Annotated in this window: 16 protein-coding genes; 12 read left to right on the plus strand and 4 right to left on the minus strand. The window is 50.9% G+C overall.

Annotated features, from left to right (window positions below; genetic code table 11):
• The first annotated feature begins 11 nt into the window (after positions 1 to 11).
• From FJ146_00700 to FJ146_00720, 5 genes are all read left to right on the plus strand, one after another.
• Positions 12 to 533: a hypothetical protein gene (locus FJ146_00700; GenBank protein ID MBM4250473.1), complete on the plus strand. Its 522-nt coding sequence runs from the start codon at positions 12 to 14 to the stop codon at positions 531 to 533.
• Positions 530 to 1,210, plus strand: a complete 681-nt coding sequence (ruvA, locus tag FJ146_00705) for a Holliday junction branch migration protein RuvA (protein MBM4250474.1) — start codon at positions 530 to 532, stop codon at positions 1,208 to 1,210. The genes FJ146_00700 and ruvA overlap by 4 nt, the downstream gene beginning before the upstream one ends.
• A complete protein-coding gene (gene ruvB, locus FJ146_00710; GenBank protein MBM4250475.1) occupies positions 1,211 to 2,299 on the plus strand; it encodes a Holliday junction branch migration DNA helicase RuvB in 1,089 nt (362 codons plus the stop codon).
• Positions 2,296 to 4,050: a hypothetical protein gene (locus FJ146_00715; GenBank protein ID MBM4250476.1), complete on the plus strand. Its 1,755-nt coding sequence runs from the start codon at positions 2,296 to 2,298 to the stop codon at positions 4,048 to 4,050. Before ruvB ends, FJ146_00715 begins: the two co-directional genes overlap by 4 nt.
• 91 nt (positions 4,051 to 4,141) lie before the next feature.
• Complete coding sequence (locus FJ146_00720; GenBank protein ID MBM4250477.1) at positions 4,142 to 4,429, plus strand: hypothetical protein; 288 nt, start codon at positions 4,142 to 4,144, stop codon at positions 4,427 to 4,429.
• Positions 4,430 to 4,435: 6 nt separating this feature from the next.
• On the opposite strand, the gene FJ146_00725 is transcribed toward FJ146_00720, so the two are convergent.
• On the minus strand, positions 4,436 to 4,978 hold the full coding sequence (locus FJ146_00725; protein ID MBM4250478.1) for a transcriptional regulator: 543 nt from the start codon (positions 4,976 to 4,978) through the stop codon (positions 4,436 to 4,438).
• Positions 4,979 to 5,106: 128 nt separating this feature from the next.
• Between FJ146_00725 and FJ146_00730 the strand changes: the two genes are divergently transcribed.
• Both FJ146_00730 and FJ146_00735 read left to right on the plus strand, forming a co-directional pair.
• Entirely contained in the window at positions 5,107 to 5,748 is a 642-nt protein-coding gene (locus tag FJ146_00730) for a histidine phosphatase family protein (protein MBM4250479.1), read from the plus strand.
• 372 nt (positions 5,749 to 6,120) lie between these two features.
• The gene (locus FJ146_00735) at positions 6,121 to 7,416 is read left to right on the plus strand and encodes a bifunctional oligoribonuclease/PAP phosphatase NrnA (GenBank protein MBM4250480.1); all 1,296 of its coding nucleotides are present in this window, start codon (positions 6,121 to 6,123) and stop codon (positions 7,414 to 7,416) included.
• Here FJ146_00735 and FJ146_00740 read toward each other — a convergent pair.
• Positions 7,413 to 7,865: a D-tyrosyl-tRNA(Tyr) deacylase gene (locus tag FJ146_00740; GenBank protein MBM4250481.1), complete on the minus strand. Its 453-nt coding sequence runs from the start codon at positions 7,863 to 7,865 to the stop codon at positions 7,413 to 7,415. The two genes, FJ146_00735 and FJ146_00740, sit on opposite strands and share 4 nt — an antisense overlap.
• 96 nt (positions 7,866 to 7,961) lie before the next feature.
• On the opposite strand from FJ146_00740, the gene folE reads away from it, so the two are divergent.
• The 5 genes from folE to FJ146_00765 all read left to right on the plus strand — a co-directional run bounded on the left by folE (position 7,962) and on the right by FJ146_00765 (position 10,867).
• A complete protein-coding gene (gene folE / locus FJ146_00745) occupies positions 7,962 to 8,534 on the plus strand; it encodes a GTP cyclohydrolase I FolE (GenBank protein MBM4250482.1) in 573 nt (190 codons plus the stop codon).
• A 3-nt stretch (positions 8,535 to 8,537) separates the two neighbouring features.
• Positions 8,538 to 9,206 carry a threonylcarbamoyl-AMP synthase gene (locus FJ146_00750; GenBank protein ID MBM4250483.1) on the plus strand — a complete coding sequence of 223 codons (669 nt, stop codon included), beginning with the start codon at positions 8,538 to 8,540 and terminating at the stop codon, positions 9,204 to 9,206.
• Positions 9,178 to 9,822 carry a methylthioribulose-1-phosphate dehydratase gene (locus tag FJ146_00755; GenBank protein MBM4250484.1) on the plus strand — a complete coding sequence of 215 codons (645 nt, stop codon included), beginning with the start codon at positions 9,178 to 9,180 and terminating at the stop codon, positions 9,820 to 9,822. The genes FJ146_00750 and FJ146_00755 overlap by 29 nt, the downstream gene beginning before the upstream one ends.
• The gene (gene lipB / locus FJ146_00760; protein MBM4250485.1) at positions 9,804 to 10,466 is read left to right on the plus strand and encodes a lipoyl(octanoyl) transferase LipB; all 663 of its coding nucleotides are present in this window, start codon (positions 9,804 to 9,806) and stop codon (positions 10,464 to 10,466) included. Before FJ146_00755 ends, lipB begins: the two co-directional genes overlap by 19 nt.
• A gap of 83 nt (positions 10,467 to 10,549) precedes the next feature.
• Positions 10,550 to 10,867, plus strand: a complete 318-nt coding sequence (locus FJ146_00765) for a hypothetical protein (protein MBM4250486.1) — start codon at positions 10,550 to 10,552, stop codon at positions 10,865 to 10,867.
• 7 nt (positions 10,868 to 10,874) lie between these two features.
• On the opposite strand, the gene FJ146_00770 is transcribed toward FJ146_00765, so the two are convergent.
• Together FJ146_00770 and FJ146_00775 are read right to left on the minus strand one after the other, a co-directional pair.
• The gene (locus tag FJ146_00770; protein MBM4250487.1) at positions 10,875 to 12,314 is read right to left on the minus strand and encodes a S41 family peptidase; all 1,440 of its coding nucleotides are present in this window, start codon (positions 12,312 to 12,314) and stop codon (positions 10,875 to 10,877) included.
• Positions 12,315 to 12,415: 101 nt separating this feature from the next.
• Positions 12,416 to 13,255, minus strand: coding sequence for a tetratricopeptide repeat protein (locus FJ146_00775; protein MBM4250488.1), 840 nt, complete (start codon positions 13,253 to 13,255; stop codon positions 12,416 to 12,418).
• Positions 13,256 to 13,337: the final 82 nt, after the last annotated feature.

The following is a 13,337-nucleotide window of genomic DNA, read 5'->3' on the forward strand; positions in this document are numbered from 1 at the left end:
TAATTGGCGTTATGGATAAAAAAGCCCGTAAGCAAATTTTTTTGGTTAATCGCGATTTTCAGCTTCGATACGTGCGACTTGCTGTGATTGTTGGTATTGCCTCAACGTGCCTTACGCTGATTCTAGTCCTATATCCATTGGTGCAATTTCGTATCATTCGGTTCCCTGTTTTCTTGCCACTGCCGTTTTTAGCAGCAATTTTGACTGCGATTGGCGCAAATATTGCGATTATTACCTGGTTAGGTGTGCATGTGACTCACCGCATTGCGGGGCCTATATTTAGCTTGGTCCGTCACATGCGTCATGTTGAGCTAGGTGGCTCGTTTAAGGGTGTGAAATTTCGTGAGTCTGACGACCTGCAGTATTTGGCGCGTAATTACAACTCATTGATGCATGCCCTCGTGGCTGCGGAGGAGGCGCGTCTAGCCATGCTCGATCGTCTAGAAGTAAGTATCAAGCAATCGACTGGTGAGCATACCGCCTCGCTCCTTGTTATTGAGGAGCTGAGGCAAGAATTTAAGAGGCGCACATGATCGAGCGAGTATTTGGCCAATGTGTAATGAAGCAGGGTAGTACCGTTATCATTGACGTAAACGGAGTGGGTTATGGAGTTGAGGTAACGGACGCTACAGCCGCGCAGTTACATGAGGACACGGCGGCATTACTCTGGATTTATACTCATGTGAGAGAGGACAGCCTGAGGCTTTTTGGTTTTCCAGAGTTATCGGAACGTCAGCTTTTTAGTCAGCTACTCAGTGTAAGTGGTGTTGGGCCAAAGGTTGCCATGGCTATACTCGCGACTATTTCGGCAAGTGATTTGGTCCGGGCGGTTGAGGAGGATGATGCCTCCATACTTGAAGAGGTGCCTGGTATTGGTCCACGCCAATCCAAGAAAATTATCCTAGAGCTCAAGCCCAAAGTTGCAAAAATTTCCGCGTTCTGTCTGACGCAGCAAACAGGCAAGACGCGGTCTCCGGCGACTGCCCCTCTTTTTGATGCACGCTCATCACGCCTAGCTGCTGACACAATTAGGGATTTACGTTCAGCGTTGGAAAATTTTGGGTACAAGGACAAGGAGATTCAACCCATCGTGCGCAAACTGGAGCGAGATCCGCCAGCCACTGACCTAGCTACTCTGCTCAAATCTGCGTTGGCAGATTTAGCCTCAGCCAGCCCCAGTGCGATCGGTCGGGGAGAGGAACTATTTTAAATGACGGATATAAAAAATCAGCGCCCAGATGAGTCCAGTGTTGGGACGAGTGGTCGCACTAGCATTAAAGTTGAACGTATCGTGGGCGGGGAAGTGGGTATTGATGACGATGTCTTAGAGGCGAGTCGGCCTGAGCTTCGTCCCCTGTCCTTCGATGATTACCTTGGTCAAAATCAGGTAAAGGATAATCTCAAGATCTATGTCAAATCGGCCATGCAACGCGCGGCCAGTTTAGATCACGTCATCTTGCATGGTCCACCGGGGCTGGGCAAAACCACGCTGGCTAGGATTATCGCGAATGAGCTAAACGCCCCTTTTTTTGAGACACGCGGTCCTGCAATTGAGCGTCCCGGGGATTTAGCCGGAATATTGACCGGTCTCACACCAGGCAGTGTTCTTTTTGTCGATGAGATCCATCGACTTTCCATTAAAGTCGAGGAAGTTCTCTACTCAGCGATGGAGGACTTTCAATTGGATATCATTGTGGGGCAAGGTCCGGCGGCCAGAGCCATGCGGATTCCGCTGCCCGAGTTCACGCTAGTTGGTGCGACGACGCGACTCGCTCTCTTGTCTAAGCCTTTATTAGATCGCTTTGGTATCCAGGAGCGTCTTGAGTTTTATGATATTGAGGCTTTATGTGCCATTCTGCGCCGCAGCGCGGCAATACTAGGTATCGAGGTATCTCGCGAAGGAGCGCGTGAGATTGCTAGCCGTGCGCGGGGAACCCCTAGGATTGCCAATCGCCTTTTGAAGCGTGTGTGGGACTTTGCCTTTGGATTTGATAAACGCCATGTCGATGCTGAGTTGGCCGATAAGGTTTTGCAGCGTCAAGGCATCGATTCATTCGGTCTCGAGCGTATCGATCGGCAGATACTCTCAACTGTAGCGGAGCAATACCAAGGAGGACCTGTGGGCATTGAGGCCTTGGCGGCTACCTTGAATGAGGACCGAGCAACGCTCGAAGAAGTTTATGAACCGTATCTCGTTTACAGTGGTTTTCTGGCACGTGGACCACGAGGACGCATGTTAACCTCCAAGGGTAAGGTTCACCTAGACGCGCTTGCTGCTAATAAATTGGAGCCTCGATGACGTTTACAGCTGGTGCATCTGAGAGCAAGTCCAGGAAGTCATCCAAGCGATTTATTAAATCCTCGGTTGTCCTTCATGATCGCACGCAGCTCGAGACAGTTTTTGACTATCTGCTTTTGATGTCGCGTAAATATAAGAGGAAGTTGCCTAACACAGAAATCACAAAACGTACTGTTCGTGTCGATTCGTCCTCATTTGCATTACCGCTCCCCCATTGGCGTCCGACCAAGATACCAGCGTCTGTAGGGTATCAAGTTGATACCTATCTATTTTACCCACGTCAGTTTGGTATCAACGAGCATACGTACCCCAAAGAGCGATTCTACGCTGACGTGCGACCTATGCTTCGATTTCGCGAACCCAAAATGGGTTTTAAAACCATGGTTGGTGGCAAAAATCTTGAAGCATCGCCATTAGTGTTCCTGCGTGAGTATTTAGAAGCTAGTGAAACTGAGCGTGAACCGGAGCCAATTCAAAATGCGATCGATGAGGTGCGGCTATTTGCGTGTGCCTATATTGGGACATATTTTCGCAGTATTGATAGGAACCGTAAACGAGTAAAGAAACTCGTGGCATTGGGTGCCGAGGCTAAACAAGAAGAAATTGTCAGTGTTTGTCTGAAATTAAGACGTATGGTTGAGCGGGCCGATCAGACATTGCGGGAGTTTTGGGGATTGCGTGATGTTGCCAAGACTCTGTCAGTAGGCAGCGTGCGACCCTTGCTTGATGAGATGCAAATAGTCGAGGAGTATTGTTACTACCGCCTACGAGACGGGGCCTCCTATCTTTTGCAATTCTGTCAGAGGTTAAACACAAAGTTTTCCGATGTCGCCATAGACGAGCTGAGGGAAGCCATCATGGCAGTGCTGTCGGTCCATGATGGCAGAGCCCGAACCTCCGGGTTCATGATGCCGAGTCCAACTAGCACTAATGCTCAGAAAGAAAAATTCATTCATCGACGCGGTGAGCTGAAAAGGCATATTTGGGAAGTGCTGTTCTTAGAGATCAGAACAGTGCCGCTTTTTGCAGTACAAAGACAGTTGGGGGCTATGATTGCTGCAGGTCTTGCGGCAACTTGGGCTCTTGTTGCTCAATTTGTGATTATTCTGCGGATTGCCCAAGAGAAGGACTTGGCTGATGGGCTTGGACTTTCAGGCTTAGTGTTTCTCTCTGCAGGTATTCTGGCGTACATCATCAAGGATCGCATTAAGGAAGTAGGGCGCAGTTATTTTGGCGGTGGTGTCATCAGAAGGGTGCCGGATCACAGCGAGCGCATTTATTATAAAAACAGATTTGGCAAGCCAACCCCGGTCGGCGATGTCAAAGAATTTGCTCGTTTCATCAAGCCCGAGGACTTGCCACCCAGGATTGTTGAGTTGAGGGACAACACGCCTGAGTCAGAAGTCTATGGCGCCGGTGGTATCACGCGTATTTTGCATTATTCAAAGTCGATCAAGCTCAGCGGCAAGCTGATGATTCTGAATCGCTATCCGCTCCGCGCGGTTCATGACATTTCCCGATTGAATATTGACGCCTGCCTATCGAAACTCGGAGAGCCGCGCCGTATGGTCGATCTGGTCACAGAGGACGGTGAAGTCGAAGCAGTGCGATTTCCGAAGGTGTACTATCTAGATATGATTTTAAGCTACTGGCGCTTAACGGATAAAGGCGAGAGGTCGCACCAAGGTCTGGAATATTATCGCTTAGTCCTAGACAAGAACGGCCTCATTAGGATTGAGAGGATGAATTAGGTTTGAACGCTTTAGTCATCTATCGCCTTGTCAAAATTGCTACAGTAGATAGTATTTAGGATGGTACTGAGCTCGGCCTTAGGAGGCTTACTTGTCGCAAGTTATTGTCACTAATGATGAATTGAAATCTAAGCGTGAAAAATCACGCGACCAAGAGCGCCGCATCGAGCGTGAGAGCGGCTTCGCCAAATGGCGACGCAACGATATCACTGGCCGTGATCCGCGGCTGACGGTCATTGGCTTGGCCCTACTTCCCGTCGTAGGGCTTTGGACCTTACTTGGGGTAGTCATGGTGGCCATGCTTGAGCTTTCGACCGCGCTATTTCGCGTCTTGGGACGCTTTGCCGGGGGGACCAAGTCCCTAATCACCGGCAAATAGCTGGGATCAAGTTGAGAGATTACGTTTGATCAAGTCGATGGTCTCTTTGATCTGGTCAGGGCTAAAATCCCCACTACGATAGAGCAGCACTTTGCCGCCGCGGTCAAAGAGCACGACCTCGAAGCTGTCATCTTTTAACTTCCATTTATTGACTAGAGTCTTCTGGAAATCCTTGACGTAAGTGGTTCTTGGATAGCGTTCCTGATTTTTCTTGAGCGCAGATTCTAGGATTATATTAGGTACCCAGGTACTTGCCATGTTGATGATGGCAATACTACCGAGCTTTTCGTCTGGAAAATTTTCCGCCTTGAGAGCCTCTTTTAGGGCCTCATTGTCGTCGCGACGGCTGGGTGCAACGTAAAAAAGAAGCCAGAGGCGATCTTTTATCGACTCGGTGGACCAGGGGGAGCCATCGACCCGGGCGCCTACTTCATTGCTGAAGAGCACCGTCTCCGGTTTTTCGCCGACTTTTATGGTGTCGCATAAAGCCGATTGCGAGACCACGAAGACGGCGGTAAGGATAGCCAGCTTGGTAACGACAGCTCTCATGATAAACCCTCATTGTTTCGCAAAGTTATTGAAATTTTCTGGCAAAAGCGCATTGTAGTCAATCGTCCGGTGAATGCATTTGGGGCTCACGGTTTGAGGCCCACGCTTTTTGCAGGGGATGGTCCTAAATGAAATCGATGAGTAGTCGCCATTGTTTCACAATCATGAGCGGACGATCGACCAGGGGAGCTGCCGACCGCTTCTGTGGGTGGACTGATCCCCCGTTGTCCGAGGATGGGCGAGCGCAGGTAATGGCGCGTCGGGTTGAATTGAGTCGCGAGGTGCGTAAGCTACCCGCTATCTGGTATGTTTCCGACCGGCGGCGCGCTATCGAGACCTTTGAGGTTTTGACAGCAGGCACGCAGGTACCGATCCTGAGGATCGCGGATAAGCTGCGAGAGATCAATTTCGGAGTCTACGAGAATCTCACGTGGGAGGAACTGCCAGATGAATTTCAAAGGCAGTACGAGCTAGCCCTGACGGACCCACTGCGGCTCACCTTTCCAGAGGGTGAGTCCTTTCGCGACATGTGCGAGAGGGTATCGGCTCTGGCTTTGGACATCCTCTCTTATCAGGATGACGAGTCCGATGTTGGCGTGATAGGTCACCAGGGAAGCGTGCGACTCTGGCATTTGATGGCAGAGGAGCTTCCGCCGGAGCAGTTTTTTGCGGATACACCCGATCTCGGGCAGGGTAAATGGATTACGATCAGCGCATCCCAGGTTGCTCAGTGGCGCCACAGGCATTTGAGCACAATGACGGCGGGTTGAATGCCTCCTCCGCTGCTGGGCGTCAATGGCAGCAGTCGATCCCATCGCGCATGGCGGCCATTGGGTTCATCATTTTGATAGTAATGGGCAATTTCTGGTTAATTGACGCCCTATTAGGGGTGCCGGTGCAAGGCTGGATGCGGTTTGGCCTGCAAATTGGGACAACTTCGGTTTTTTTAGGCGCTACGGGTCTTTTAGTACGGGCCATCATCAGCATCTTCCGGTAGTCGAGATGCAATGGGCTAATATTTGCGAGGCTGCCAAAAAATGGCCAGTCGTTCTACATATGATAAAATTAAGGTCAGGCGTCAGATCGACCGACAGCCTACCTGGGAGTCGGGGTATCCAATTCCTTCACGGGGTGACAAAGAATTGAAGTCTAAGAACGACAATAAATCAAAGCCAATGAGTCCGACGGTGAAAGCCTCGGTCAAGGCCACCGCATCGTCACCAGCGGCAAGGCCTAATCCCGCCACGAATGCTCCCATGCGGGGTATGAGTCGGTCACCGCAGCCCAATCCAGCCATGCAAATAAAACAGCAGCAGCCGATACAGCAAAATGACTCAGGTGAGGAATTCGACCTACAAAACACCCCAGCCTACCGGCTTCATCAGGCCTTGGCCAAGGCGCGGGGCAAAAAGCTGCTGATCTGTATCAAGGGCTATCCTGACCCAGACAATATTGGGACTTCTTTATGTCTCCAGTGGTTGGCACGTCACTATGACATTAATACCACCATCATCCATTTCGAGGCTATTTCGCACCACGAGAACCGGGCATTGGTCAAAAAGCTCGATCTGGACATGATCGAATACGAGAACAATTTTGATGTGTCCGGATTCGACTATTTTGCCGTCAATGATTCGCAAAATCCCGATTTGCCAATCAAACTGCCGGCAGATTGTAAGCTGCTAGCATTTGTTGATCACCACAAGACTCTCGGCACCGTTGAGGGTGAATTTGTCGATATTCGCGAGTCGTCTGGTTCGACCTCGGGAATCTACGGTGAGTATCTGATCGAGGGCCCCATCAATTTCCGTGGCAATTCTGTTGAGGAAAGTCGCATTGCCACGGCTCTAATGCACGGCATTCGCAGCGATACTGATAACTTTGTTAACGCACAGCCAATCGATTACCGAGCCAGCGAATACTTCGCCCAGTTTGTGGATAAGGATTTGCTGTCGCTCATTTCGCACCAGTCAATTCCAGCAAAGACCATGGATCTCACGCAGATTGCTCTCCAGAGGAAAGATATCCGCGGGACTTTCATGTTCTCGGGCGTAGGTTTTGTGCGGGACGAGGATCGGGACGGAATCGGACAGTGCGCCGATTACTTACTTCATAGAGAGGGAATCGACACGGTTGTAGTTTATGGAGTGGTTGGTAACCAGTTCATAGACGGCTCCCTTCGGACCAAATCTCACACGCTTGACCCTGATAAGTGGCTAAAAGACGTTTTTGGTGCCGACGAGGGCGGTAAGTACTACGGTGGCGGCCGCAAAGATAAGGGTGGATTTCAGATCCCCATCGGGGTTTTTGCTAGGTGTAATGACCGCGAGCTACTCTGGATACTGATCAAAAAGACCATAGACGAACTCTTCTACCAGAAGATCGGTATCGAAGAGGACGCCAACATAGACAGCGATTTGGCCAGCCAAAAAGGCTAGAGATCGCCTTCTGGATAGTTGAGGACGAAGGTAACCGGACCGTCATTGCGAAGGTCTACCTTCATATCTGCCCCAAACTGCCCGGTTGCTACTTGCAGGCCGGATTGCTTGGCAGCCGCAACGAAGTTTGAATAAACCCTGTTGGCAAGATCCGGCGCGGCAGCCTGAGTAAAGCTGGGGCGTCGCCCCTTACGGCAGTCAGCATACAATGTGAACTGACTGACCAGAAGTAGCTCCCCCTGGACGTCGCGGATACTAAGATTCATCTTGCCATTGGTGTCGTTGAAGGCACGAAGATGCAAAAGTTTGTCGAGCAGATGGTTGATCGTCGCATCGTCGTCGCCAGGATGGACACCGATGAGCACTAACCAGCCATGGCCAATCCGGCCAATAATCTCGCCATGAACCTCGACGCTTGCTTGACTGACCCTTTGCAGTACAAGTCGCATTTTATTTCCCTTGCATTGGCATGAAATTATTGAATCTTGCCTTCATTGGATTGGGCACCTATAAAGGGTCCTCCAGGATCCAGATAGGGCGGCATTATGGAACAAGCGAGCTACCAGTACCACTGTGAAAAACTGAAAGAGCTTCTGACCTCCCTGGGGGAGGACCCAGAGCGCGACGGGTTGCTGAAGACTCCGGGTCGGGTGATCGACTCACTGCAGTTCCTCACATCTGGGTATACAGAGGATGTTGAGAGCGTTCTGACCGGAGCTCTATTCGACGTTGATTACCAAGATATGGTCGTCGTTCGTGATATTGAGATCTACAGCATGTGTGAGCATCACATGCTGCCATTTTACGGCCGGTGTCATGTCGGCTACATCCCACGAGACAAGGTAGTCGGGCTCTCCAAGCTACCGCGGGTCGTCGATATTTTCTCGCGGCGCTTGCAGGTACAGGAACGGCTGACGCATCAGATCTCTGAGGCGATTGAGCAGTATCTTAAGCCGCTGGGAGTGGGCGTAGTGGTGGAAGCCTACCATTTGTGTATGATGATGAGGGGCGTTACGAAGCAAAACTCGTTCACGTTGACGAGCTCGATGCGAGGGACGTTCCAAAATCTTGAGACAAGGAATGAGTTTTTTAGCCTTATCCGAAGCCAGAAGTTGTGATTCATGGGAATGCATCTTTACACTTATGACGACCCACCAGCTGAGCGTGATGTCAGCCGGGCTGTTCGTGTCCTGACGGATTCAGGGGTACTCTCGTACCCTAATGATCTTAATTGGGCATTCGGGTGTGATGCAGCTAGTGCAAAGGCTCTTGATAGAATTTACATGCTAAAGCCAACTCACCCGCGTGAGTTGCCATTTAGCCTACTGTGCAGTTCTATTTCTATGGCTGCGGAATATGCTGTGATCGATAACGCGGCGTATCGAGTGCTGCGAAAGGCGTGGCCAGGTCCTTTTACCGTGTTGCTTAATGCGACTAAGCAGCTGCCACGTCAGCTCAAGGATAAACGTCGCGTCGTCGGTATTCGTATTCCGACCAGTAACTTGCTGCGCACTATTATCGAGCGTTTCGGCCAGCCCATAGCTACCACCTCGATACCCCCGATTAAGTTGAAATCTGCCATGAGCTCCGATCCACAGCCGCCTCGCTTCGGTTACGAGGTATTTGAATCCTACGGGCATGCGATTGATCTGGTTCTAGATCTTGGAGCAGAGCTCCCTGGACTCGAATCGACGATCATCGATCTAACCTCAGGGCATCCAGAAATTGTGCGACTGGGCGCCGGTGACCCTAGCCTTTTCCATGCGGGAACCTCACCAAATCGTGACTGAGGCACATAATCCTTTTCCCTGTCCGACCTCATTAGAAAGAGTGCTCTTGCGGGCACTAGCTTCTATAGGGCGGCAATGTTACGAGCTTGGGTGGTGTCCGGGAACCGCGGGTAACTTTTCCTTGCGAGGGTCGCGCGGTCTTTGCTGGGTGAGCCGCACTGGTATCGGCAAAGCTAGACTGGGAGCCGACGATTTTGTGCCTATTTGGCTAGCGACTGGCTCTAGTGTCATGCCTGGCGCATCGGCGGCCTCTCTGGAGGCTGCAGTTCACTTGGCGATTTATGGGCTGAGGCCAGAGGCGCGCGCTGTGGTTCACGCCCATCCTCCGGCTACGGTGGCACGCAGTGTCATGCATGAAGTTCTAGAGTTTAAGGAAGCAGAGATGCAAAAGGCTCTAGGTGCTCCCACGCATTTGAAATCGGTGGGTATACCTGTTATAGCCAATCCGGCGACGATCTCCCTTGGTGAAATGGTCGCTGCGTTACAGCCACTTACTAACTTAAATTATGGTGCCCTGGTTCTGCGTGGCCACGGAACTTATGCTTGGGGGGAAACTCCCGAGGCGGCGATGGATCGCATTGAGGCGCTCGAATTTTTATGCCAGACCAGCGTTTAGACTATCTGCGTATTCTTTATGTAGGCACCCTAGATTACGAGCAAGCTTTGCGGGTGCAGGAGCTAACGCATCAAGCGGTCACGACCAGCCAAGCGCCCCCGACGATCATTGTCGTGCAGCACCATCCCGTCCTGACTTTGGGCAAACATGCAGATCACAAGTTTCTTAAGCTAGCCCTATCGGCATTTAAAGATCTTGGGGTTGATGTAGTCCAAACAGATCGCGGTGGCGAGGTTACGGCCCACATGCCTGGGCAGTTGGTTCTGTATCCGATCATCCGTCTAGCCACGTTCAAATTGACGCCTAGGAGCTGGGTCGAAGTCCTAGAGCAGTCTGTGATTGAGGCCTTGGCTCAATTCGGGATTTCCGCCGCAACCGACCCCATAAACCCAGGTGTATGGGTTAAAAATCAAAAGATATGTGCCATCGGCATTCGGATCAAAGACCGGACTAGTGTCCATGGCATTGCGCTAAATGTGTCTAATAATCTTGAGCTTTTTGATAAAATTGTACCCTGCGGCATTCCAGATCGGGGTGTTACGTCTATGGCAAACTGCCTAGAAAAGGTGCCGACACTTGCGGAGACGGCATCTGTATTGCTTGACATATTGAGCGGGATGCTGCTATCGCGCGCAAGGGTCTAGATTCACTGCCGCTTGCAATAGCACCAAATAGGCTCTACAATTAAAATTATAGATTTCAAGTAAAATATTTTTAGGGAGTCGCGATGGTCGACGATAGCCTACGGGCAGTCGCTACACCGCAAAAGCACGGTACTGACGATGACCAGGTGGTCGCGCCAGCGCTGGCTATCGCAAACAACATCCCTGAATGCTGCATGGCGACCATCCAGGAGCATGTGCGCTACAACCCGATGATGGTTTGCGGACATTGTAAGAATATCATCAAATGCTTCGATAATGAGCGTGCCTTCCAGAATTACCTGACTTTTTGTCAGTCACGACGTCGCAATGTCCTTACCGGTTTGGTAAACGAGCATTGGACGGTTGCTTTTCGCTCCTACGAGACCTTTCACAGCCGCTGAAATAGTCTCAGCGCGAGGGTTGTTGGTCGGATCCGTCCAATATGACCTTGGGCGGCAATTTCTCCTCGGGGCGCGCAGAGGAGCGCTGCTGTTCGAATCGTGTCCAGCTCTTCAGGTAAGTGAATGCCGTCACGAGCTGGTAGTCCGAGCGCAGGGGTTCCGGCCATTTACTCACCTGGGTAGCGATGGCCGACTCTTTGGCTAGGTCGCTCAAATCGTTACTGGTGATGTGACCCTCGAGGTCGGACTCTTTCCTGGCGTCGTCGTCATTTTCTCTACGTTGTTTGTTGCCGCTGGAGTCAGAGGCAGTGGTAACGGATTTGTCCTTTTTTGCACGCGTCGGAACCAGGATATCCGGTGTGATGCCCTTGGCCTGAATTGAGCGATCCTTCGGCGTATAGTAGCGAGCCACCGTAAATTTTAGTCCTGAGCCGTCTGGCAGTGACACCAGAGTTTGAACCGAGCCCTTACCAAAGGTCGTCGTTCCCATGATCACTGCGCGTTCATGGTCCTGGAGGGCGCCGGCGACAATTTCAGAGGCACTGGCGGAACCACCATTAACTAACACCACAAGGGGAAAACCTATATGAGCTCCCCTTTTTGACGCGAATTCTCTTTCAACCCGCGATCTATCGCGTCCAACAGTGGAAACTATAACCCCACTGTCTATGAACAGGTCACAAACTCTGACTGCCTGATCGAGTAGGCCCCCTGGGTTGTCCCTAAGGTCTAGTACAAGTCCGCGTAAAGATTTCTTCTGACTTGCGAGAAAATTGGTAAGTTCCTCGCCGGTATTCTCCTGAAAACTTGCAATCCTTGCATAGTGAATGCCATCGGCCAGCACCTCTCCTCTCACCGATTTAACTTTGATGATCTCTCGAGTTAATTCAAAGTTTAGTGGGTCTTTGACACCCTCCCTGCGGATGGTTAGTCGCAGTACGGAGCCAGGCTCACCGCGCATAAATTCAACGGCATCAGTATTTTTAAGTTTAGTGAGCTCCCTACCATCCACGGCGATGATCTCATCGCCGGCTTTAACTCCGGCAGTGAATGCTGGTGTGTCCTCGATGGGAGATACGACGATCAGCTTCTGATTTTCCTGAGAAACGATAATTCCGACACCGCCAAACTTACCTTGAGTGTCACTTGTGAGTTGCTCGAAAGCCTTTTTCGGTAAAAGCACAGTGTGCGGATCTAGTTTCTCTATGATGCCACGCAGAGCGTTGGTGCTCATCTCGCCGAGCTTTACCTTGTCTTCGTCAACATACATCGTCTCTAGGTAGAACATCCCACGTGCTAATGTTTCGAGAGGTTGGTAGCGCTTATCAAGCTTGATACTTGGTGCGGCCTCGGGCGCTGCTGTCAGCGAAGCAGCATGCAAACATAAGTTTAGCAGACCGAGTTTAGTCAAAGAGCTAAGCCAGTTAGTGTGAGCAGGTGTAAGCAACTGGTTGCCCCCTAGTTGTCTCTCGAAAATTAGCAATCTACTCGGGATGGTTTTTAAAAGTTAGCGCATGGTGCCCGTCTTTGCCAAGTGCCAAGCTGTCGTCAGCCTCGGGCCGCTCCGTTGGTATCCCCTGCAGTGAGCTGCGAGTAGAGGGACTTGGCCCTACTTTTATCATCAGCATTGATGCCGTCAGTCTTACCATATTTGATGAGTAATTTCTGGGCTTCAAGCGTTTGCCCTTTGCGGACGTAAAGACTGGCGAGCGATTGCACTGGTTCGAAACAGATCAGGCAGTAGTCGACGGCCTTTTGATACGACTGAATTGCCAGTGCTTGACGATTTGAGTTCTCGTAAATGTGAGCTAGTTCCAAGTGCGATAGGAAAAAAGTTGGATTCTCATCCAGCGCTCGTTTCAACCATGTTTCTGCTTGAGAAAACTTGCGGTCCTTGGAGTAAGCAAATCCCAAATTGTGAAACAGGCGCTCGCGGTAGGGGTAATTTTGTTTTTCTGCATCGATGATGAGTTGATTTAGCAGCTTCACAGCCCGACTCAGGTCGCCGGAACTAATGAGTGCCGAACTAAGATTGAGGCCTGTGGCGACGTTTTTATCGATCTTGTACGCAATTTGGAATTCTTTGATAGCTCGCGGGTTATTCCTCAAGGATAGCTGGGTTAGCCCCATCAAATTATGCATACTTGGATCGTCCGGGTGTTGCCTCAGAAGATAGCGTAGGCTACTGAGGGCGGCTTCGGGTTTACCCGAGTCCAGTGCCTCACGGACGATTTGGCGTTGGGACTCAACGACCGCGTCCTCAGCCTCTTTCGCGGTGCCGGCTGTTTGACACCCAGACAGTGCGGAGATTAGACTGAAAATGGTACCTAGCGTAGTGACTTTGATTTGGAGTGTGAGGCTCGGTCCAAAACTTTGCTGTCCAGACATGAGTTAACCTCGTGATCGGATGGGCGGAGAGGTCTAGGAGGGTCGTCGTCACTACTGTCAAGTTTAGCAGATATGCCGAGCC

Source organism: Deltaproteobacteria bacterium, assembly GCA_016874735.1.
Classification (GTDB): Bacteria; Bdellovibrionota_B; Oligoflexia; order Oligoflexales; family CAIYRB01; genus CAIYRB01.